The organism is Acidovorax sp. T1, from assembly GCF_002176815.1.
GTDB lineage: Bacteria > Pseudomonadota > Gammaproteobacteria > Burkholderiales > Burkholderiaceae_C > Acidovorax.
Genome location: NZ_CP021648.1, coordinates 2,040,419 through 2,060,050, shown reverse-complemented (window position 1 = coordinate 2,060,050; position 19,632 = coordinate 2,040,419). Strand labels below are relative to the sequence as shown.

Sequence of the window (19,632 nt, the reverse complement as noted above, 5' to 3'; positions counted from 1 at the left end):
ATGCAATTGTTGCAGATACAATCAAATCCATGCAAGCCAACATCTCCACCATGGACTCTGGCGTACCGACCGCCACCCAGGCGCTGCCGCAGGGCTGTACCAACTTCAAGCTGCGCCAGCTGATGCGCCGTGTGGCGACCCACTACGACGCCGAAATGGTGCAGTGCGGGCTCAAGACCACGCAGTATTCGCTGCTGTCGCATGTGCTCAAGCTGGGGCCGATCCGCCCCGGCGACTTGGCGGTGGCCATGAAAATGGATGCCTCCACGCTGACCCGCAACCTGCGCCCCTTGGTCGATGCGGGCTGGGTGACGCTGGATGCGGGCGCTGATGCCCGCAGCCGCCTGGTGCACATCACCGACGCGGGTCGCGACAAGCGTGCCGAGGCGCAGCGCCACTGGAAGGCGGCCCAGCTTGCGCTGAACGAAACGCTGGGCGTGGAGCGCGTGATGGCCTTGCACGCCTTGGTGGATGATTCGCTCGCCTTGCTGGCGGCATTGCCCGCGCAGGACGCTGGCCATGACGACTGACAACACCCCTCAAGCGGCAGCCAAATCCAGCGCACCGTGGACCTTGTGGCTGGTGCTGCTGGCCGCCGCAGGCGCGTTTGCACTGACGATGGGCACGCGCCAGACGATGGGTCTGTTCCTGTCGTCGCTCAACACCTCCACCGGGCTGGGCATTGGCAGCATCAGCCTGGCTTTTGCGTTTGGTCAGCTTTGGTGGGGCCTGACGCAGCCCTTTGCGGGCGCCGTGGCCGACCGCATTGGCACGGGGCGTGTAATCCTGCTGGGCGTTGCGCTGGTGGCTTTGGGCACGTTCATAACGCCTTACATGACCACAACGGCGGGCCTGATTTTTGCCATCGGTGTGCTGGCTGCTGGCGGTGCGGGCATGGCCGGACCGTCGGTGGTGATGGCGGCCACGGCGCGGCTGGTGCCTGCGAGCAAGCGCGGTTTGGCCAGCGGCATCGTCAACGCAGGCGGGTCGTTCGGGCAGTTTGCGATGGCGCCCATCGCCATTGGCCTGACAGCCGCAGTGGGCTGGGCTAGTGCGATGCAGTGGCTGGGGGTGCTGGTGCTGCTGGCGCTGCCTGCGGTGTGGGTGCTCAAGGGCAACTCCAATGCCATGGCCGCGCAGGCTGCCGCCGCATCGGGCCAGAAGGCGCTGACGGCGCGCGAAGCCATTGCCCAGGCGCTGGCCATGCCCAGCTACCGTTATCTGGCAGCGGGTTTTTTGGTGTTCGGCTTTCACGTGGCGTTTTTGGCCACGCACCTTCCGGGTGTCATCGCCGCGTGTGGTCTGCCGCCCGAGATTGGTGGGTGGTCACTGGCCATGATTGGTTTGTTCAACATCGTCGGCAGCCTTGCCATGGGCTGGGCTGTGGGCCGCTGGCGCATGAAGTCGCTGTTGTCGCTGCTGTACGCCACGCGCGGCCTGGCGGTGCTCGTTTTCTTGTTTGCGCCCAAGACACCCGCCGTGGTGCTGGTCTTTGCGGCGGTCATGGGCGTGACGTTCCTGTCTACCGTGCCGCCCACGGTCGGCCTGGTTGCCAAAATGTTTGGCACGGCCAACATGGCCATGTTGTTCGGCATCGTGATGCTGGCGCACCAGATTGGCGGCTTTTTTGGTGCCTATCTGGGCGGAACCGTGTTCCAGGCCACGGGCAGCTATGACTGGGTCTGGTACATCGACGTCGTGCTGGCCGTGGGGGCCGCTTTGGTCCATTTGCCCATCCGCGAAGCACGCCCGGTGCGCCCGGCAGCCACCGCCGCCTGAGCCCACAAGGCATCCATCCCCTTGAATGAAAGCCAATGACATGACGGATACCCACGCCAGCTGCACCTCAACGACAGGCAACCCGCTGATTTATCTGGACGACCTGACGGTGGGCGACCGATTCAAAAGTGGCGAGTACGCCATGGACGAGGCGCAGATCATCTCCTTTGCTGCACAGTTCGACCCACAGCCCTTCCACCTGGACGACACCGCAGCCCGCGCCACCCTGTTTGGCGGCCTGGCCGCCAGCGGCTGGCACACGGCGGCCGTGACCATGCGCCTGCAGGTGACCAGCGGCCTGCCGATTGCGGGCGGCATCATCGGAGCCGGGGGCGAGCTGAGCTGGCCCCGGCCCACGCGCGCCACCGATGTGCTGCATGTGGTGAGCGAGGTGGTGCAGATCCAGCCCTCCAAATCCAAGCCGGACCGTGGCATGGTCACCGTGCGCAGCGAGACCCGCAACCAGCACGGCGATGTGCTGCAGCTGTCCACCGTGCGCATCGTGGTGCCGCGTCGGCCTGGCGCAGCGGCGGTGACTGCATGACCGATGCACTGAACCCACGCACCCGCATGCTGCTGGAGGCGCCCATCGCGCCCACGCTGCTGCGGCTGGCCGCGCCCAATGTGCTGGTGATGCTGGCGCAGGCGGGCGTCGGGCTTATCGAGACCTATTTTGTTGGCCAGCTGGGCACCGATGCGCTGGCGGGCATGGCGCTGGTGTTCCCGGTGGTCATGCTGATGCAGATGACCTCTGCGGGCGCCATGGGCGGCGGCATCGCATCGGCCATCGCCCGTGCTTTGGGGGCCCGACGGCGGGACGCATGCCGATGCGCTGGTGCTACACGCGTTGGTGATTGCGGCGGTGTTTTCGCTGGTCTTTACCGTGGGCGTGGTGGGAGGAGGGCGCTGGCTTTACACCCGCATGGGCGGCACTGGCGGCGCGCTGGACGCGGCGCTGGTCTATTCCAACTGGGTGTTTGCGAGCGCGTTTTTGGTGTGGCTGTTCAACACGCTGTCGGCCGTGATCCGGGGCACGGGCAACATGGCGGTGCCGGCGTATGTGACGGTGCTGGGCGCCTTCGTGCTGGTACCGTTGTCGCCACTGCTCATCTTTGGCTGGGGCCCCATGCCCGGCCTGGGCATTGCCGGCGGGGCCATTGCGTTGATGGCGTATTACCTGGTCGGCAGCGCGGTGCTGGCGGCGTATTTGTGGTCGCCGCGCAGCCTGCTGCGGCCGTCGTTGACGCACATCCGTTTTCGGTGGGTGTTGTTCAAGGACATTTTGCGGGTGGGGCTGGTGGGCACCGTCTCTACCGTGGCCACCAACCTGGCGATTGGCGTCACCACCGCGCTGGTGGGCGGCTTTGGCACGGCAGCCATCGCGGGCTATGGCACGGCGTCGCGGCTCGAATATCTGCTGGTGCCGCTGGTCTTTGGCCTGGGCGCGCCGCTGGTGGCCATGGTGGGCACCTGCATCGGCGCGGGCCAGCGCGAACGCGCCTTGCGCGCCACCTGGATCGGCGCGGCCATGGCGTTTGTGATGGCCGAGGCGATTGGCTTGTGGGCGGCGGCCTTTCCCAACGCGTGGCTGTCGCTGTTCAACAGCGACCCCGCCATGCTGGAGGCGGGCGCGCTGTATCTGCGCACCGTCGGCCCCGTGTATGGCTTTTTCGGCTTGGGCCTGGTGCTGTACTTTGCCTCGCAAGGGGCAGGGCGCCTGCTCTGGCCGGTGATCGGCAACATCGTGCGGCTTGCCATTGCGGTGACCGGTGGCTGGCTGGCGCTGCGCTGGGGCAGTGGCTTGGCGGCCGTGTTTGCGGCGCAGGGCGTGGCCCTGGTGCTCTACGGCGCTGTCAACGCCTGGGCCGTTGCGGGCGGTGCCTGGTTCGGCCCGGTCGGCTGGCCGCGCAGCATGGCGGGTTTGCTGCGGCGCATGCCGCAGGCATAAAAATAGGGTAAAAATGGCCGCTAACGCTTATGCAGAAAGCGCTAGCAGCTATCAATTCAGTAGTATTCTGCAGACTGAATCAGACGGGGACGGTGTAGTTCAACGTCATGCGCCCGCCATCCACGGTCACGATTTCGCCGGTCACATAGCTGGCAGCGTCGCTGGCCAGCCAGGCCACCACATCGGCAATCTCCGACGGCTCGCCCAGCCGCTTCATGGGGGTGCGGCTCATGATCTTGTGCTTGGCCTCGTCGCTGGTCAGCACGGCCTTGGCGGCCAGCTCGGTGGCGATGGTGCCGGGGGCCACAGCGTTGACACGGATGTTCTTGTCGGCCAGCGCCAGCGCCATCACCCGCGTGAGCTGGTTCACGCCGCCTTTGCTCACGTTGTAGCTCGCGATGCTGGGAATGGTCAGCACGCCGTTAACCGAACTCATGTTGACGATGGCGCCGCCACCACGACCGCCATGGTGCGCCGCCATGGCCCGCGCCACCGCCTGGCCGACCAGGAACGAGCCTTTGAGGTTGACCCGCAGTACGGCGTCAAAGTCTGCCTCGGTCACGTCCAGAAAGTCTGCAGCGCGGAAGATGCCCGCGTTGTTCACCAGCACATCGATGCGCCCGTAGGCCGCCAGGGTCTGGGCCACCAGTGCATCCACCTGCGATTTATCGCCCACATCGCAGCGCACATACAGCGCGCCCAGTTCCTGCGCCAGGGCCTGGCCGCGTACATCGTCCACATCGACGATCACCAGTTTGGCACCTTCAGCCGCAAAGCGGCGGACACAGGCCTCGCCAATGCCTTGGGCACCGCCGGTGATGATGCAAACCTTGTCTTTGTGCCCGAAGTGGATCGAAGATGAGGTCGTCGGTTTAAGGAGTTTCATACGGATCGGTGGTGCGGGCGCAGGCGGTTGCGCTACCGTGGTTGGCAAATTCAGCGGGATTGGATGACCAGATGCCAGAATTTTATTGTCCCGAAACGGGTCGTGGCGGGCCAGGTTTAGCCCTCGTGTGACTAGATACGATGTATATTATGTAAAATTACAAACCTGCATCCAAAGCCTCTAAACGGTGCTGGCAGCCTGTCGAGCATGTTCAAAGGCAGCATGGGTGCTCAAGAAGATTCGCCCCTCCAGCCGCTGGCCCAATGCCGTGCCCTGCAACCGGTCCAGTACAGGACCCTTGACTTCAGCGAGAAGCAACGCAGTCCCTCGCTGAGCCAGACTGCGCTCCAGATCGGTCAATACGCCCAATGCGGTCGTGTCGATCTGGTTGATGGCTGAGCACACAAGAAGCACATGGCGCGTATCCGGTTGGGCCGCCACCAATTGCTCCACACGGTCCAGCAAAGCATCCGAGTTGGCGAAATACAGGCTTTCATCCACCCGAACGGCGATCAGGCCGGGCTCGGTGGTGACTGCATGGCGGGCCACGTTGCGAAAGTGTTCGGTGCCCGGCACGCGCCCGACCACCGCAATGTGCGGATGGCTGCTGCGCCAGACCAAAGTGCCCAGCGACAACGCTACCCCCATCAAGATGCCGACTTCCACCCCCAACGCGATCACGCCCCCTGCGGTGGCCAGCAGCGACATGGCGTCGGCCTTGTCGTAGCGCCAGGCCTCACGCAGGGTCTGTATGTCAATCAGCGATACCACCGCCACGATGATGGTGGCCGCGAGCACGGCTTGGGGCAAATAGTGAAACAGGCCGGTCAACGAGGCAATCACCACGCCCATCAGCACAGCAGAAATCACGCCAGCCAGGGGAGTATTGGCACCCGCCGCAAAGTTGACCACCGACCGCGCAAACCCCCCGGTGACAGGAAACCCACCAGACAACGCGCTGGCGACATTGGCCGCGCCCAAGCCCAGAAGCTCGCGGTTGGGGTTGATGCGCTGCTGGCGTTGAAGGGCCAGAGACTGCGCCACCGAAACACTCTCGACAAAGCCCACCAGAGAGATGAGCAACGCCGGCAGCCACAGTTGCTCGATGGCAGGCAACGACAACTTGGGCAGCGCCAGCGTGGGAAGGCCTTGCGGCACGGCGCCAACAATGCTGACACCAGCGGTTTGATCCCAGCGCAATGCCGCCACCAGCGCCGTGGACACCACCACCGCCAGCATGGGGGCAAGCCTGGAGGCGATATCTGCCAGCTTGGGACTGACACCTGCGCGGACCAGCCATGGCGCAAGGTATTTGCGCGCCAACCACAGAAAAAGCACACTCCCTGCCCCGATGCCCAGGGTCACGCCGTGGGTGTGCGGCACGGCCTGTGCCAGCTGGATCAGGGTGTCCAGCACATTGGTGCCGCCTGCTTTCACGCCCAGCAGGTGTTTGACCTGCCCCACCGCAATCAGGATGGCCGAGCCCGAGATAAAGCCGCTGATGACCGGATGGCTCAGAAAGTGGGCCATAAAACCCAGCCTCAGTGCGCCAAACAGCAGCAACATGCCACCCGATAGCAGCGACAACAGCATGGCCAGCGCCACGTAGTCTGCAGAGCCCGCCACCGCCAGCGGTTGCAATGCGCTGGCCGTCATGAGCGACGCCACCGCCACCGGGCCCACCGCCAGCGTCATGCTGGAACCCAGCAATGCATAAGCAAGGATGGGAAGAATGCTGGCGTACAACCCCACCTGCGGCGGCAGCCCCGCAAGCAATGCATACGCCAGGCTCTGCGGAATGAGCATGACCGTGACGATCACCCCAGCGATCGCATCGCCCGATAGCCAGGGTTTCTGGTAGCTGCGTATCCAGCCGGGCACGATGTTCATGGCGGGTTCTTTTTTGCGATCATGTCAATGCGCTCCAGCCTTGGTGCGCGGGGCACGGCGTGTGCGACCCTCGGCCAGCTCGAACAGCCACATGCCCACCAGCATGGCCAACACAAACACGATGGCCTTGGGCTGGCCAGCACCGGCAGAGACGATGGCCGGCCCCGGGCAAAAGCCCGCAATGCCCCAACCGGCGCCAAAGATCAGGCTCCCGACCACCAGTCGGCGATCAATGTCGCGCGAGGTGGGCAAGTGCATGGCGCCGCCCAAAAAGCTGGTCGCTCGCTTCTTGGCCAAGGCAAACGCAAAAACGCCCACCGCAATGGCGCCACCCATCACAAACGCCAGCGATGGGTCCCACAGGCCGGCCAGATCCAGAAAACCCAGCACCTTGCCGGGGTCGGTCATACCCGAAACGATGAGGCCCAGCCCGAAGATCAGGCCCACCACAAACTCCGAAATACGATTTTTCATAGCAATCAATGCTCCGATGCGTTGGGTGTGCGATCAGGCCAGCGCATGCCGGATGAGAAAGACGGTGACAAATCCAGCGCCCATGAAGGCCAGGGTGGCGACCAGGGACCGGGGCGACATGCGCGAAAGCCCGCACACCCCATGGCCACTGGTGCAGCCCGATCCATAACGCGTACCCACGCCGACCAGCAGGCCGGCCAGCACCACCATGCCCCAGCCAGCATCCATGCGCGGCTGCGTGGGGCCAGCCAACAACCCATACAGCCAGGGTGCCGCCAGCATGCCCAGCAAAAAAGTTACGCGCCAGGCGATGTCGCCCCTGCGCGGGCGCAGCAGCCCGCCCACGATGCCGCTGATGCCCAGAATGCGGCCGTTGAACAGCACAAAAATCGCCGCGGCCAAGCCCAGCACAACGCCGCCTGCCAGAGCCGTCCAGGGGGTGAAATGATTCCAGTCGATCAGCATGGGGCTTGCTCCTTGTCCTTGACGGGCCCGCAAAACTGCTCATACAGCACGTTCATCACGGCCAGGGCTTGCGGGCTGGCGATTTCGTAATAGATGTTTTTGCCCTCGCGACGGGTGTTGACAAGGCCTTCCTCGCGCAACACCCCCAGTTGCTGCGACAGCGTGGGCTGCGATATGCCAACCAGTTCTTCCAGCTCGCCCACCCTCTTCTCGCCCTGGCTGAGCTGGCACAGCAGCAACAGGCGGTCGGGGTTGGAAAGCACCTTCATCAGGCGGCAGGCGCTGTCGGCCGAACGGCGCAGGCTTTCAAGGTCAATCGGTGTCTCGGTGAGCATGGGGCACTCCTTTTCAAATTCAGTGTCGATATTCTATTGACTAACAATATGTCTGTCAATAAACTATCTGTGTAGAAATTGAAATCCATGGAGCGGACCGATGAAACCCCAGATACAAGCCTTCTTTGATGACGCCACCTGGACCGTGAGCTACGTGGTCTTTGACCAGCCCGGTGGCCATTGCGCGTTGGTGGATTCGGTGCTGGACTACGACCCCAAGTCGGGCCGCACCCGCACACAGTCGGCAGACCGGATGGTTGAATTTGTCCAAAACCAGCGCCTCGCCGTGCAGTGGATTCTGGAGACCCATGCGCATGCCGACCACCTTTCGGCCGCGCAGTACCTGCGAAACAAGCTGGGCGGAAAAATCGCCATCGGCGCCGCCATCACCCAGGTGCAGGATGTGTTCAAGGGCGTGTTTCACCTGGAACCCGCGTTTCACCCGGACGGCAGCCAGTTCGACCAGTTGCTGCACGACGGCGAGGTGTTCCACATTGGCCAGCTTGAAGCCAGGGCGCTGGCGGTTCCGGGCCATACGCCCGCCTGCATGGCCTACCAGGTAGACGATGCGGTGTTCGTGGGCGACACTCTGTTCATGCCCGACGTGGGCACGGCACGCTGTGACTTTCCTGGCGGTAATGCCCACACGCTGTACCAGTCGGTGCGCAAGCTGTTAAGCCTGCCTGCAGCTACCCGCCTTTTCATGTGCCATGACTACCCGCCTGCGGGGCGTGCCGCCGCATGGCAAACCACCGTGGCCGACCAGCGCGCCCACAACATCCATGTGCACGATGGCGTAAGCGAAGAAGCCTTCGTGCAACTGCGTACCCGGCGCGATGCGACGCTGGAGATGCCTGTGCTCATCCTGCCCTCTGTGCAGGTCAACATCCGGGCGGGCGAAATGCCACCGCCTGAAGCCAATGGCGTGACCTACCTCAAGATTCCGGTCAACGCACTGTGACACCCTCTGTCATTCACACGGCCCATCTGTGCAACCCAGGACATTTGCCTGCTGTCGCCAAAGCCGGGGGCAAGCCCTTGGCGCCCTCGTTCGAGTAAGCGGGTGAAGCGGCCCCAGGGCCGCTCTGCCTTTTCGCAAGGTGGCCCGCTCAAGGGCTGCAAGCATTCAAAGCAAAGGAAAAATCATGAAAGTCAACGTCGGAACCATGGACCGCATCTTGCGCATCGTCGCAGGCCTGGTGTTGATTGCCCTGGCTGCCACTGGCACCGTGGGCTGGTGGGGCTGGCTGGGCGTGGTGCCGCTGGCCACGGGTCTGTTTCGCTTTTGCCCAGCCTACACGCTGCTGGGCATCAACACCTGCCCCATGAAGAGGTAACGCCAACACTGGCTGCGCCGTAAAATTGGCATCAAAATAGCCGTAAGCGCTTATGGATATTGCGCTAGCAGCTATTGATTACGTAGCATTTCCTTTGCCACCACGGCAACACCGCAGGTGCGCAGGGATCAGGCGCACACCCCTTGCGATTGCGCATGCGCACGCAGGTCATCCGTCTCGGTCGTGGTGGTGCGGTGGCCGTTCAGGCCCAGTTTGGCCAGCAGCTGCACATCGGCTTCCACGTCGGGGTTGCCGGTCACCAGCAGCTTGTCACCATAAAAAATCGAATTGGCCCCGGCCATGAAGCACAGCGCCTGCACGGCCTCGCCCATCTGCTGGCGCCCGGCCGACAAGCGCACGCGCGCCTTGGGCATGGTGATGCGGGCCACGGCAATCACGCGCACAAAGTCAAACGGATCAACAGGTTCGCTATCGGCCAGCGGGGTGCCGGGCACGCGCACCAGGCTGTTGATGGGCACCGATTCGGGGTAAGGCTGCAGGTTGGCCAGCTGCGCAATCAGGCCCGCGCGGTGCACGGGCGCCTCGCCCATGCCCACAATGCCGCCGCAGCACACGCTGATGCCGGCGCTGCGCACATGCTGCAGGGTATCGAGCCGGTCCTGGTAGGCGCGGGTGCTGACCACGTCGGTGTAGTACTCGGGCGCGGTATCGAGGTTGTGGTTGTAGTAATCGAGCCCCGCGTCCTTGAGCGCCTGCGCCTGGTGCGATTCGAGCATGCCCAGCGTGGCGCAGGTCTGCAGGCCCAGGCCCTTCACGGCACCAATCAGGGCGCTGACTTTTTCAATGTCGCGGTCCTTGGGCGCGCGCCAGGCGGCGCCCATGCAAAATCGGGTGGCGCCGGCGTCCTTGGCGGCCTGGGCGGCGCGCACCACTTCATCCACTTCCATCAGTTTTTCGGCCTTCACGCCGGTGTCGAACTCGGCCGACTGCGGGCAATAACCGCAGTTTTCTGGACAGCCGCCGGTTTTGACCGATAGCAGCGTGGCCAGCTCGATATCGCCTGCGGGCCAGTGCTGGCGGTGCACGGTCTGCGCCTCAAACAGCAGGTCCATCAATGGCTTGTCGAGCAGGGCCTGGATGGCATCAACCGTCCACGGGCCTTGCACTGCAGCAGGTGCAACGCGGCGGTGCAACTGCAGGGGTTGGCTGGCGGACGGGGTGGCGGTAAGGGACATGGGGGGCTTTCAGGGTGTTGGGCAGCGAATGCGCGAGAAGACAAAAAGGCAATAAGGCAATAAGGCAAAAGCCGGTGCGGCCAGGCACTACTTGGGCGGGTCGGGCTGATCGGGGAAAAAGCCCAGGTCTTTGAGCTCTTCCTCGCTCAGCTCCAGCTCGGTCAATTCGGGCTGGCGTGGCTCGACGCTGCGGCGCCGCTCATAGCTGGTGGGCGGGCCTTGCTCTTCTTGCCGCCGGTCTTGTCCGCTGCGGCGCTCATCTTTCTGTCGTCGATTCATATTTCCAATTCATCCCAAAGTGCTTCTCCAGCCTGGCCCCCCGCTTGCGGCAGCGCAACCGGGCCATGCCAAAGAGGCTGAGATTGTGAACACTTTCTTAGCCGAGCGCGGCAATCACCTCGGGCGGGGCCTGCACCAGTTCGATCAGCACGCCCTCGCCCGCGATGGGAAACTCATCATTGCTCTTGGGGTGCAGAAAGCAGATATCGTAGCCCGCCGCGCCCTTGCGGATACCGCCCGGCGCAAAGCGCACGCCCTTGGCGGTGAGCCACTCGACGGCGGCGGCCAGGTCGTCGATCCACAGGCCGATGTGGTTGAGCGGCGTGGTGTGCACGGCGGGTTTTTTGTCGATGTCGAGCGGCTGCATGATGTCCACCTCGACCTTGAACGCGCCCTGCCCCATGGCCAGGATGTCTTCGTCCACGTTTTCGCGCTCGCTCTGGAAGGTGCCCGTCTGCGTGAGGCCCAGCATGTCCACCCACAGGGTTTTCATGCGCTGTTTGTCGGTGCCGCCAATGGCGACCTGCTGGATGCCCAGCACTTTGAAGGGGCGGGTCATGCGAGTTACTCCTTTATTGATAGCTATCAGCGCTTGCCAGACAAGCGCTGAAGGCATTTTTTATTGAAACTCCAGAATCACCTGGTCCACCGCCAGCGACTCGCCCTTGCCCGCCGTGATCTTGCCCACCACGCCGTCCTGCGCGGCGAAAAGGATGTTTTCCATCTTCATGGCTTCGATCACTGCCAGCTTTTCGCCGGCCTGCACCTTCTGGCCGGACTGCACCGCCACATCGACCAACAGGCCGGGCATGGGCGAGAGCAGGAACTTGGACAGATCCGGCGGCGCCTTGAAGGGCATCAGTTGGTGCAGGCGCGCGCCCAGCGGCGACAGCACCAGCGCGTCAATCTGCGTGCCGTTGTGGCTGATGCGCAGCGCCAGCGGGTTCTTGGCCGTGCCGCGCTCTACCTGGGCCGTGAAGCCCATGCCATTGCACTGGCCCTGCACGCGAATCTGCCCCAGCGTGGCTGTGCTACTGATCTGATAGCTATTGCCGCCCACGGATACTGCGCTGGAGCGCAGTTTTCCTTCGATTTCGAAATCGGTCACCGCAACGTCGTGGTGCTGGTTCTGGCCTTCGGCGCCCAGCGTGACCACCACGAACGCTTCGCCCACCTTCACCTCGTGCCCGGCCAGCTGGCCGCTGATGCCCGAGGCGCGGGCGCGGTAGCGGCGGTTCATGTAGGCGGCCAGCGCCACCAGGAACAGCGGGTCGCTGTGCGGCACGTCTTCGGCGTGGAAGCCCTTGGCGTAGTTTTCGGCTATGAAGCCGGTGTTGAAGTCGCCGGTCACAAACTTCGGATGCGCCAGCAACGCCGCCTGGAACGGGATGTTGCTGCTGATGCCACGAATCACAAAGCCGTTGAGCGCCGCCCGCATCTTGGCAATGGCGTCGTTGCGGTCGGTGCCGTGCACGATGAGCTTGGCGATCATCGAGTCGTAATACATCGGGATCTCGCCGCCCTCGTACACGCCCGTGTCCACGCGCACGCCCAGCTTCTTGCTGGTGTCAGACTGGAACATCGACTCCTCCGGCGGCTGAAAGCGCACCAGGCGGCCCGTGGATGGCAAAAAGTTGCGGAACGGGTCTTCGGCGTTGATGCGGCACTCGATGGCCCAGCCGTCGCGCTTCACGTCGGCTTGCGTCAACGGCAGCTTCTCGCCCGCCGCCACGCGGATCATCAGCTCCACCAAATCCAGCCCGGTGATGCATTCCGTCACCGGGTGCTCCACCTGCAGGCGGGTGTTCATTTCCAGAAAGTAAAAATCCTGGTCCTTGCCGACCACGAACTCCACCGTGCCCGCGCTCTGGTACTTCACGGCCTTGGCCAGCTGCACCGCCTGCTCGCCCATGGCTTTTCGGGTGGCGTCGCTGATGAAGGGCGATGGCGCCTCTTCAATCACCTTCTGGTGGCGGCGCTGGATGGAGCACTCCCGCTCGTTCAGGTAGATCACGTTGCCGTGCGAATCGCCCAGCACCTGGATCTCGATGTGGCGCGGCTCCTGCACAAACTTCTCGATGAAGATGCGGTCGTCGCCAAAGCTGTTGCGGGCTTCGTTCTGGCAGCTGGCAAAGCCTTCAAACGCTTCCTTGTCGTTATAGGCCACGCGCAGGCCTTTGCCACCACCGCCGGCACTGGCCTTGATCATCACGGGGTAGCCGATGCCCTTGGCGATCTCTACCGCCTGCTCTGGTCCTGCAATTGCGTCGTTGTAGCCAGGGATGGTGTTGACCTTGGCTTCCAGCGCCAGCTTCTTGGACGCAATCTTGTCGCCCATGGCCGCGATCGAATGCGCCTTGGGGCCGATGAAGGCAATGCCCTCGTCTTCGCAGCGCTTGGCGAAGGCTTCGTTTTCAGAGAGGAAGCCGTAGCCGGGGTGCACGGCCTGCGCGCCGGTCTGCTTGCAGGCGGCAATGATCTTGTCGGCCAGCAGGTAGGACTCGCGCGAGGGCGCCGCGCCAATGTGCACGGCCTCGTCGGCCAGCTTGACGTGGCGGGCTTCCTTGTCGGCGTCGGAGTACACCGCCACGGTTTGGATGCCCATCTTGCGGGCAGTGGCGATGACGCGGCAGGCGATTTCGCCACGGTTGGCGATCAGGATTTTCGTAAACATGTTTTTATGCTCCTAGTCCGCTCAGAGTGGGATGTTGCCGTGCTTGCGCCACGGATTTTCGAGTTTCTTGTCGCGCAGCATCACCAGCGAGCGGCAGATGCGCTTGCGCGTCTCGTGCGGCAGGATCACGTCATCGATAAAGCCACGCGCACCGGCCACAAACGGGTTGGCAAAGCGCTGCTTGTATTCCGCTTCGCGGGCGGCCAGCTTCACGGGGTCGTTCTTGTCTTCGCGGAAGATGATTTCCACCGCGCCCTTGGCGCCCATCACGGCGATTTCTGCGTTGGGCCAGGCCAGGTTCACGTCGCCGCGCAGGTGCTTGCTGCTCATCACGTCGTAGGCGCCGCCGTAGGCCTTGCGCGTGATGACGGTGATCTTGGGCACGGTGCACTCGGCGTATGCGTACAGCAGCTTGGCGCCGTGCTTGATGATGCCGCCGTATTCTTGCGAAGTGCCGGGCATGAAGCCTGGCACGTCCACAAACGTGACCACGGGGATGTTGAACGCATCGCAAAAGCGCACAAAACGCGCGGCCTTGATGGAACTCTTGATGTCCAGGCAACCGGCCAGCACCAGCGGCTGGTTGGCCACGATGCCCACGCTCTGCCCCTCCATACGCGCAAAGCCGATGACGATGTTCTTGGCGTACTCGGGCTGCAGCTCGAAGAAGTCGCCGTCGTCCACGGTCTTGACAATCAGCTCCTTCATGTCGTAGGGCTGGTTGGCATTGACCGGCACCAGGGTGTCCAGGCTCAGGTCCATGCGGTCGGCCGGGTCGTTGCTCGGGCGCACCGGGGCCTTTTCGCGGTTGTTGAGCGGCAGGTAGTTGTACAGGCGGCGCAGCATCATCAGCGCCTCCACGTCGTTCTCGAACGCCATGTCGGCCACGCCGCTCTTGGTGGTGTGGGTGATGGCGCCGCCCAGTTCCTCGGCCGTGACTTCTTCGTGTGTCACGGTCTTGACCACGTCGGGGCCGGTGACGAACATGTACGAGCTGTCTTTCACCATGAAGATGAAGTCGGTCATGGCGGGCGAATACACGGCGCCACCGGCGCTGGGGCCCATGATCATGCTGATCTGCGGAATCACGCCGCTGGCCAGCACGTTCTTCTGGAACACGTCGGCATAACCGCCCAAAGACGCCACGCCTTCCTGGATGCGGGCCCCGCCCGAGTCGTTCAGGCCAATGACAGGCGCGCCGACCTTCATGGCCTGGTCCATCACCTTGCATATCTTCTCGGCATGGGTTTCGGAGAGCGCGCCGCCGAACACGGTGAAGTCCTGGCTGAAGACGAACACCAGGCGGCCGTTGATCATGCCGTAGCCGGTCACCACACCGTCGCCGGGAATCTTGTTGTCTTCCATGCCAAAGTCGGTGCAGCGGTGCTCGACAAACATGTCCCATTCCTCGAACGTGCCGTCGTCCAGCAGCAGCTCGATGCGCTCGCGCGCCGTGAGCTTGCCCTTGGCGTGCTGCGCATCAATGCGCTTTTGCCCGCCGCCCAGGCGTGCCAGCGCACGCTTTTTCTCCAGTTGATCCAGGATGTCTTGCATGGTCGTCCTTTGGTGAAATGGGTTTGTGTTTACTATTTATTTGATAGCTGCTTGCGCTTGACTGGATTGCGCTAGCAGCAGATTTCGTGCTGCAGTGGATGCCGCGATGCGACCTGCTGCCACATCGGCCTGCAGCTGGGGCAGCAGTTCCTTGACCTGCGGATGCTGGCGAAACGCCAGCTTGAGGCCTGCGTCAATGCGCTCCCACATCCAGGCCAGCGCCTGCTTTTCGCGGCGCGCGGCCAGGCGGCCGTTGGTGGTTTGCATCTCGCGAAACAGCGTGACGGCGGCCCAGAAGGCATCCACGCCCTGCCCCAGCAGCGCGCTGATCTGCAGCACGCGCGGCTGCCACAGCGCGCCATGCGTGGCATGGTCGGGGTTGCCGTGCATGCCCAGCAGGCGCAGGCTTGATGTGATCTGCGCCTCGGCCCGCGTGGCGGCGTTCTTGTCGATGTCGGCCTTGTTGATGACCACCAGGTCGGCAATCTCCATCACGCCCTTCTTGATGGCCTGCAGGTCGTCGCCCGCGTTGGGCAGCTGCAGCAGCACGAACATGTCCGTCATGCCCGCCACGGCAATTTCGCTCTGGCCCACGCCCACGGTTTCGACGATCACCACGTCGTAGCCCGCGGCCTCGCAGACCAGCATGGCCTCGCGCGTCTTCTCGGCCACGCCGCCCAAAGTGCCGCTGCTCGGGCTGGGGCGGATGTAGGCTTTTTCGTGCGCCGACAGGTGTTCCATGCGCGTCTTGTCGCCCAGAATGGAGCCGCCCGAGACGGTGCTGGATGGGTCAATGGTGAGCACGGCCACGCGGTGGCCCAGGCCAATCAGGTACAGCCCCAGCGCCTCGATAAACGTGGACTTGCCCACGCCGGGCACGCCGCTGATGCCCAGGCGAAAGGCCTTGCCCGTGTGGGGCAGCAGCTGGGTGAGCAACGCGTCGCCCTGGGCGCGGTGGTCGGCGCGGGTGGATTCGAGCAGCGTGATGGCTTTGGACATGGCGCGGCGCTGGATGGCCGGCGCTCCATGCAGGATGCCGTCGAGCCAGGAAGGGGAAAGCAGAGTGCTCATGGACGGCGGATCACAGGATGTCGAAACCGCGCCCGTCGGGCAGCCGGTAGCGGGAGAAGTCGCGCACATCGACGGTAAAAATCTGCGCCACGCCCGACTCGCAGGCCAGCCAGTACAGGGAGGCATCGGCCAGGTCCATCTCCGTGCGCGGCTGCTGGGTGTATTGCTCGATCCAGCCGCACATGTCGGGCAGGTCGGCGGCGTCGAAGGGAAAGATCTGCACCGCGCCGGCGCCGATCCACTGCAGCATGGCCACCCGGTAGCGCGGCCCCAGCAGATGGCTGGCTTCGGTGATGCAGGGCCAGGTGGTGTGCAGTTGCACGGGTGCCTCGCTCTCCACGATGAGCTGCCGAAAGCGCGCATGGAAGCGGTCGCCCGGATGGAACAGGGCCACCAGGGGTCCGGCGTCGATCAGGCAGACTTTCAATCCGGCTTCTCCTGGGCCAAAGCGCGCTGCGCCAGGTAGGCCGCGTAGTCGTCCTGCTGCCGTGCGTAGTTTTCGCGCAGGCTTTGGCGCAGGGCCGACTGGTGGGGCGGCAGGTCTTCGTCAGGCGTGCCGGTGCCAATGTCGTAGCGCGCGGCTTGGTCCATCACCTTGTGGTACAGCGCCGCCGGGTCCTTGCGGCCCAGCGCGCGCTCCACCGCTTCGACGATGAATTGCGATTTGGTGATGCCCTGCCGCTTGGCGGCAAGCTCCAGCTCCTTTTCGAGCAAGGGGTCCATGCGGACGGATACAGCCATGGCGTTTCTCCAGAGAAATACCGTATTACTGTATCACTTCGCAGTATCGGCAGTACCCACCGCCTTGCGAATCTGCTCCAGCACATCCTTGGCGCTGGCCGGAATCGGCGTGCCGGGGCCATAAATGCCCTTCACGCCCGCTTCGTACAGGTGCTCATAGTCTTGCACCGGGATCACGCCGCCCACAAACACGATGATGTCGTCCGCGCCCTGGTCCTTGAGCGACTGGATGATGGCGGGCACCAGCGTTTTGTGGCCTGCCGCCAGCGTGCTCACGCCCACGGCGTGCACGTCGTTTTCAATCGCCTGGCGCGCGCATTCTTCGGGCGTCTGGAACAGCGGGCCCATGTCCACGTCAAACCCCAGGTCGGCAAAAGCAGTGGCCACCACCTTGGCGCCCCGGTCGTGGCCGTCCTGACCCAGCTTGGCGATCATGACCCGGGGGCGGCGGCCCTGTTCTTCTGCAAAGGCGTTGATCTCGGTCTTGAGTTGGTCCCAGCCTTCGGCCGAGTCATAGGCAGCTGCGTACACACCGGTCACCTTTTGCGTATCGGCGCGGTGGCGCCCAAAAACCTTCTCCAGCGCGTCAGACACCTCGCCCACCGTGGCGCGCAGGCGCACTGCCTTGATGGCCAGGTCCAGCAGGTTGCCGCTGCCGTCTTCTGCTGCAGAAGTAAGAGCATCCAGTGCTTGCTGCACCTGGGCTGCATCGCGATTTGCCTTGATTTTTTTCAACCGCTCGATCTGGCCATCGCGCACCTTCACGTTGTCGATCTGCAGAATATCGACCGGGTCTTCCTTGGCCAGCTTGTATTTGTTGACGCCCACGATCACGTCGCGGCCAGAGTCGATGCGTGCCTGCTTTTCAGCAGCGGCGGCCTCGATCTTGAGCTTGGCCCAGCCGCTGTCCACGGCTGCGGTCATGCCGCCCATGGCTTCGACCTCTTCGATGATCTTCCAGGCGGCGTCCATCATGTCCTGCGTCAGCTTTTCCATCATGTAGCTGCCAGCCCAGGGGTCCACCACGTTGGTGATGTGCGTTTCTTCCTGAATGATGAGCTGCGTGTTGCGTGCGATGCGCGAGCTGAACTCGGTGGGCAGCGCGATGGCTTCGTCGAGCGCATTGGTGTGCAGGCTTTGCGTGCCGCCAAACACGGCCGCCATGGCCTCGATGGTGGTGCGCACGATGTTGTTGTAAGGGTCTTGTTCTGTGAGCGACCATCCCGAGGTCTGGCAGTGGGTGCGCAGCATCAGGCTCTTGGGGTTCTTGGCGCCGGTCTCCTTCATGATGCGGCACCACAGCAGGCGCGCCGCGCGCATCTTGGCGACTTCGAGGTAGAAGTTCATGCCGATGGCCCAGAAGAAGCTCAGGCGCCCGGCGAATTCGTCCACGTCCAGGCCCGAGGCGATGGCGGTCTTCACATACTCCTTGCCGTCGGCCAGGGTGAAGGCCAGCTCCAGCGCCTGGTTGGCCCCAGCCTCTTGCATGTGGTAACCCGAGATCGAGATCGAGTTGAACTTGGGCATGTTGCGTGCCGTGTAGCCAATGATGTCGCCAATGATGCGCATCGAGGGCTTGGGCGGGTAGATGTAGGTGTTGCGCACCATGAACTCTTTCAGAATGTCGTTCTGAATGGTTCCTGAGAGTTGGTCTTGCGAGACGCCCTGCTCTTCTGCCGCCACCACGTAGCCCGCCAGCACCGGCAGCACGGCGCCGTTCATGGTCATCGATACCGACACCTTGTCGAGCGGAATCTGGTCGAACAGGATCTTCATGTCCTCGACCGAATCAATCGCCACACCGGCCTTGCCCACGTCGCCCGTCACGCGCGGATGGTCGCTGTCATAGCCACGGTGGGTGGCCAGGTCGAACGCCACGCTCACGCCCTGCCCGCCTGCTGCCAGGGCCTTGCGGTAGAAGGCGTTCGATTCTTCAGCCGTCGAAAAACCCGCGTATTGGCGAATCGTCCAGGGTCGCACCGCATACATGGTGGCCTGCGGGCCGCGCAGGTAGGGCTCAAAACCGGGCAGCGTGTTGGCGTAAGGCAGGCTGGCCGTGTCTTCAGCGGTGTACAGCGGCTTGACGGTGATGCCGTCGGGCGTGACCCAGTTCAGGGCATTCACATCGCCGCCGGGGGCCGATTTGGCTGCGGCCTTGGTCCAGGCTTCCAGCGAAGCGGCAGCGAACTCGGGGGCATTGTTGTGGGGCTTGTCACTCATGGCGAAGGCTTCTCCGAAGATGGCGGTGGGGGCGTAAACGGCGCAAGGGCTGATCCCGATGTGGCGGCGAGTTTACATCATTCATAATTATTCATTCAAAATATTCTTGCCAGCTTACAATCCACCCCATGTCTGCCCACACCCTCACGCCCCGCGCCCTGTATGTTGAAGTGGCTGAGCAACTGCGCCAGCGCATTTTTCGTCGCGAGCTAGAGCCCGGCAGCTGGATCGACGAACTCAAGATCGCCGAAGAATTCGGCATCAGCCGCACCCCCCTGCGCGAGGCGCTGAAGGTGCTGGCCGCCGAAGGCCTGGTCACGATGAAGGTGCGCCGTGGCGCCTATGTGACGGAGATGAGCGAAAAAGACCTGCGCGACGTGTACCACCTGCTCAGCCTGCTAGAGAGCGACGCCGCGGGCGTGGTGGCCGAACACGCCACCGAAGCGCAGTTGAAAGCGCTGCAAGACCTGCACGCCGAGCTAGAAACCGCTGTGGCGGACCGTGAAAAATTCTTCGCCATCAACGAGCGCTTTCACATGCACCTGCTGGAGATGGCCGACAACCGCTGGCGCAGCCAGATGGTGGCCGACCTGCGCAAGGTGATGAAGCTCAACCGCCACAACTCGCTGCTCAAGCAAGGGCGCATCGAAGATTCGCTGAACGAGCACCGTGCCATTTTGGCGGCCATGCTGGCGCGCGATGCCAAGGCCACGGCCAAAGCCATGCAGGCGCATTTTGCGCAAGGGCTGGAGGCGGCGGCCTGACCCACTGGCTGCAACGGTT

20 protein-coding genes and 1 pseudogene are annotated in these 19,632 nt (G+C 63.5%); 7 read left to right on the top strand and 14 right to left on the bottom strand.

All coding sequences use genetic code 11. From position 1 onward, the window contains the following. The first annotated feature begins 29 nt into the window (after nt 1-29). From CCX87_RS09605 to CCX87_RS09590, 4 genes and pseudogenes are all read left to right on the top strand, one after another. Entirely contained in the window at nt 30-530 is a 501-nt protein-coding gene (locus CCX87_RS09605; RefSeq protein WP_087745837.1) for a MarR family winged helix-turn-helix transcriptional regulator, read from the top strand. Next, entirely contained in the window at nt 520-1,779 is a 1,260-nt protein-coding gene (locus tag CCX87_RS09600; RefSeq protein ID WP_087745835.1) for an MFS transporter, read from the top strand. The genes CCX87_RS09605 and CCX87_RS09600 overlap by 11 nt, the downstream gene beginning before the upstream one ends. Nucleotides 1,780-1,819: 40 nt before the next feature. Next, nucleotides 1,820-2,323: a MaoC family dehydratase gene (locus CCX87_RS09595; protein WP_087748268.1), complete on the top strand. Its 504-nt coding sequence runs from the start codon at nt 1,820-1,822 to the stop codon at nt 2,321-2,323. Beyond that, nucleotides 2,320-3,727: pseudogene (locus CCX87_RS09590) on the top strand (MATE family efflux transporter). Before CCX87_RS09595 ends, CCX87_RS09590 begins: the two are co-directional and overlap by 4 nt. A 79-nt stretch (nt 3,728-3,806) precedes the next feature. Here the strand turns inward: CCX87_RS09590 and CCX87_RS09585 are convergent. From CCX87_RS09585 to CCX87_RS09565, 5 genes are all read right to left on the bottom strand, one after another. Then, nucleotides 3,807-4,613: an SDR family NAD(P)-dependent oxidoreductase gene (locus tag CCX87_RS09585; protein ID WP_087745833.1), complete on the bottom strand. Its 807-nt coding sequence runs from the start codon at nt 4,611-4,613 to the stop codon at nt 3,807-3,809. 180 nt (nt 4,614-4,793) lie between these two features. Beyond that, complete coding sequence (locus CCX87_RS09580; protein ID WP_087745831.1) at nt 4,794-6,503, bottom strand: SulP family inorganic anion transporter; 1,710 nt, start codon at nt 6,501-6,503, stop codon at nt 4,794-4,796. A 24-nt stretch (nt 6,504-6,527) separates the two neighbouring features. Next, a complete protein-coding gene (locus CCX87_RS09575) occupies nt 6,528-6,977 on the bottom strand; it encodes a YeeE/YedE family protein (protein WP_087745829.1) in 450 nt (149 codons plus the stop codon). A gap of 33 nt (nt 6,978-7,010) precedes the next feature. Beyond that, a complete protein-coding gene (locus tag CCX87_RS09570; protein WP_087745828.1) occupies nt 7,011-7,442 on the bottom strand; it encodes a YeeE/YedE family protein in 432 nt (143 codons plus the stop codon). After that, entirely contained in the window at nt 7,436-7,777 is a 342-nt protein-coding gene (locus CCX87_RS09565) for an ArsR/SmtB family transcription factor (RefSeq protein ID WP_087745826.1), read from the bottom strand. Before CCX87_RS09565 ends, CCX87_RS09570 begins: the two co-directional genes overlap by 7 nt. A 100-nt stretch (nt 7,778-7,877) precedes the next feature. On the opposite strand from CCX87_RS09565, the gene CCX87_RS09560 reads away from it, so the two are divergent. Both CCX87_RS09560 and CCX87_RS09555 read left to right on the top strand, forming a co-directional pair. Then, on the top strand, nt 7,878-8,738 hold the full coding sequence (locus CCX87_RS09560) for an MBL fold metallo-hydrolase (protein WP_087745825.1): 861 nt from the start codon (nt 7,878-7,880) through the stop codon (nt 8,736-8,738). 184 nt (nt 8,739-8,922) lie between these two features. After that, on the top strand, nt 8,923-9,114 hold the full coding sequence (locus CCX87_RS09555) for a YgaP family membrane protein (protein WP_087745823.1): 192 nt from the start codon (nt 8,923-8,925) through the stop codon (nt 9,112-9,114). Between the two features lie 128 nt (nt 9,115-9,242). Here the strand turns inward: CCX87_RS09555 and bioB are convergent, their stop codons facing one another. From bioB to scpA, 9 genes are all read right to left on the bottom strand, one after another. Next, nucleotides 9,243-10,310, bottom strand: a complete 1,068-nt coding sequence (gene bioB, locus CCX87_RS09550; protein WP_087745822.1) for a biotin synthase BioB — start codon at nt 10,308-10,310, stop codon at nt 9,243-9,245. An 87-nt stretch (nt 10,311-10,397) separates the two neighbouring features. Next, nucleotides 10,398-10,589, bottom strand: coding sequence for a hypothetical protein (locus CCX87_RS09545; protein ID WP_087745821.1), 192 nt, complete (start codon nt 10,587-10,589; stop codon nt 10,398-10,400). A gap of 97 nt (nt 10,590-10,686) precedes the next feature. Next, nucleotides 10,687-11,148, bottom strand: a complete 462-nt coding sequence (locus CCX87_RS09540) for a VOC family protein (RefSeq protein WP_087745819.1) — start codon at nt 11,146-11,148, stop codon at nt 10,687-10,689. 60 nt (nt 11,149-11,208) lie between these two features. Next, entirely contained in the window at nt 11,209-13,263 is a 2,055-nt protein-coding gene (locus tag CCX87_RS09535; protein WP_087745817.1) for an acetyl-CoA carboxylase biotin carboxylase subunit, read from the bottom strand. Nucleotides 13,264-13,284: 21 nt separating this feature from the next. Beyond that, nucleotides 13,285-14,817 carry an acyl-CoA carboxylase subunit beta gene (locus CCX87_RS09530; protein ID WP_087745815.1) on the bottom strand — a complete coding sequence of 511 codons (1,533 nt, stop codon included), beginning with the start codon at nt 14,815-14,817 and terminating at the stop codon, nt 13,285-13,287. A 36-nt stretch (nt 14,818-14,853) separates the two neighbouring features. Beyond that, a complete protein-coding gene (gene meaB / locus CCX87_RS09525; protein ID WP_087745813.1) occupies nt 14,854-15,888 on the bottom strand; it encodes a methylmalonyl Co-A mutase-associated GTPase MeaB in 1,035 nt (344 codons plus the stop codon). A 10-nt stretch (nt 15,889-15,898) separates the two neighbouring features. Then, entirely contained in the window at nt 15,899-16,315 is a 417-nt protein-coding gene (locus CCX87_RS09520; RefSeq protein ID WP_087745812.1) for a type II toxin-antitoxin system VapC family toxin, read from the bottom strand. Next, complete coding sequence (locus tag CCX87_RS09515; protein WP_143218388.1) at nt 16,312-16,629, bottom strand: CopG family transcriptional regulator; 318 nt, start codon at nt 16,627-16,629, stop codon at nt 16,312-16,314. Before CCX87_RS09515 ends, CCX87_RS09520 begins: the two co-directional genes overlap by 4 nt. 33 nt (nt 16,630-16,662) lie before the next feature. Further along, on the bottom strand, nt 16,663-18,849 hold the full coding sequence (gene scpA, locus CCX87_RS09510; protein ID WP_087745808.1) for a methylmalonyl-CoA mutase: 2,187 nt from the start codon (nt 18,847-18,849) through the stop codon (nt 16,663-16,665). A 128-nt stretch (nt 18,850-18,977) separates the two neighbouring features. Here scpA and CCX87_RS09505 point away from each other — a divergent pair, with 128 nt between their 5' ends. Then, the gene (locus CCX87_RS09505) at nt 18,978-19,613 is read left to right on the top strand and encodes a GntR family transcriptional regulator (protein ID WP_087745807.1); all 636 of its coding nucleotides are present in this window, start codon (nt 18,978-18,980) and stop codon (nt 19,611-19,613) included. The last annotated feature ends 19 nt before the right edge of the window (nt 19,614-19,632 follow it).

What these genes read in the sequence shown, in the direction of transcription:
- CCX87_RS09535 (WP_087745817.1), bottom strand. Translation starts at nt 13,263, where the DNA reads ATGTTTACGAAAATCCTGATCGCCAACCGTGGCGAAATCGCCTGCCGC.
- meaB (WP_087745813.1), bottom strand. Translation starts at nt 15,888, where the DNA reads ATGAGCACTCTGCTTTCCCCTTCCTGGCTCGACGGCATCCTGCATGGA.
- CCX87_RS09530 (WP_087745815.1), bottom strand. Translation starts at nt 14,817, where the DNA reads ATGCAAGACATCCTGGATCAACTGGAGAAAAAGCGTGCGCTGGCACGC.
- CCX87_RS09575 (WP_087745829.1), bottom strand. Translation starts at nt 6,977, where the DNA reads ATGAAAAATCGTATTTCGGAGTTTGTGGTGGGCCTGATCTTCGGGCTG.
- CCX87_RS09540 (WP_087745819.1), bottom strand. Translation starts at nt 11,148, where the DNA reads ATGACCCGCCCCTTCAAAGTGCTGGGCATCCAGCAGGTCGCCATTGGC.
- CCX87_RS09585 (WP_087745833.1), bottom strand. Translation starts at nt 4,613, where the DNA reads ATGAAACTCCTTAAACCGACGACCTCATCTTCGATCCACTTCGGGCAC.
- CCX87_RS09545 (WP_087745821.1), bottom strand. Translation starts at nt 10,589, where the DNA reads ATGAATCGACGACAGAAAGATGAGCGCCGCAGCGGACAAGACCGGCGG.
- CCX87_RS09570 (WP_087745828.1), bottom strand. Translation starts at nt 7,442, where the DNA reads ATGCTGATCGACTGGAATCATTTCACCCCCTGGACGGCTCTGGCAGGC.
- scpA (WP_087745808.1), bottom strand. Translation starts at nt 18,849, where the DNA reads ATGAGTGACAAGCCCCACAACAATGCCCCCGAGTTCGCTGCCGCTTCG.
- CCX87_RS09600 (WP_087745835.1), top strand. Translation starts at nt 520, where the DNA reads ATGACGACTGACAACACCCCTCAAGCGGCAGCCAAATCCAGCGCACCG.
- CCX87_RS09580 (WP_087745831.1), bottom strand. Translation starts at nt 6,503, where the DNA reads ATGAACATCGTGCCCGGCTGGATACGCAGCTACCAGAAACCCTGGCTA.
- CCX87_RS09565 (WP_087745826.1), bottom strand. Translation starts at nt 7,777, where the DNA reads ATGCTCACCGAGACACCGATTGACCTTGAAAGCCTGCGCCGTTCGGCC.
- CCX87_RS09595 (WP_087748268.1), top strand. Translation starts at nt 1,820, where the DNA reads ATGACGGATACCCACGCCAGCTGCACCTCAACGACAGGCAACCCGCTG.
- CCX87_RS09605 (WP_087745837.1), top strand. Translation starts at nt 30, where the DNA reads ATGCAAGCCAACATCTCCACCATGGACTCTGGCGTACCGACCGCCACC.
- bioB (WP_087745822.1), bottom strand. Translation starts at nt 10,310, where the DNA reads ATGTCCCTTACCGCCACCCCGTCCGCCAGCCAACCCCTGCAGTTGCAC.
- CCX87_RS09560 (WP_087745825.1), top strand. Translation starts at nt 7,878, where the DNA reads ATGAAACCCCAGATACAAGCCTTCTTTGATGACGCCACCTGGACCGTG.
- CCX87_RS09505 (WP_087745807.1), top strand. Translation starts at nt 18,978, where the DNA reads ATGTCTGCCCACACCCTCACGCCCCGCGCCCTGTATGTTGAAGTGGCT.
- CCX87_RS09515 (WP_143218388.1), bottom strand. Translation starts at nt 16,629, where the DNA reads ATGGCTGTATCCGTCCGCATGGACCCCTTGCTCGAAAAGGAGCTGGAG.
- CCX87_RS09555 (WP_087745823.1), top strand. Translation starts at nt 8,923, where the DNA reads ATGAAAGTCAACGTCGGAACCATGGACCGCATCTTGCGCATCGTCGCA.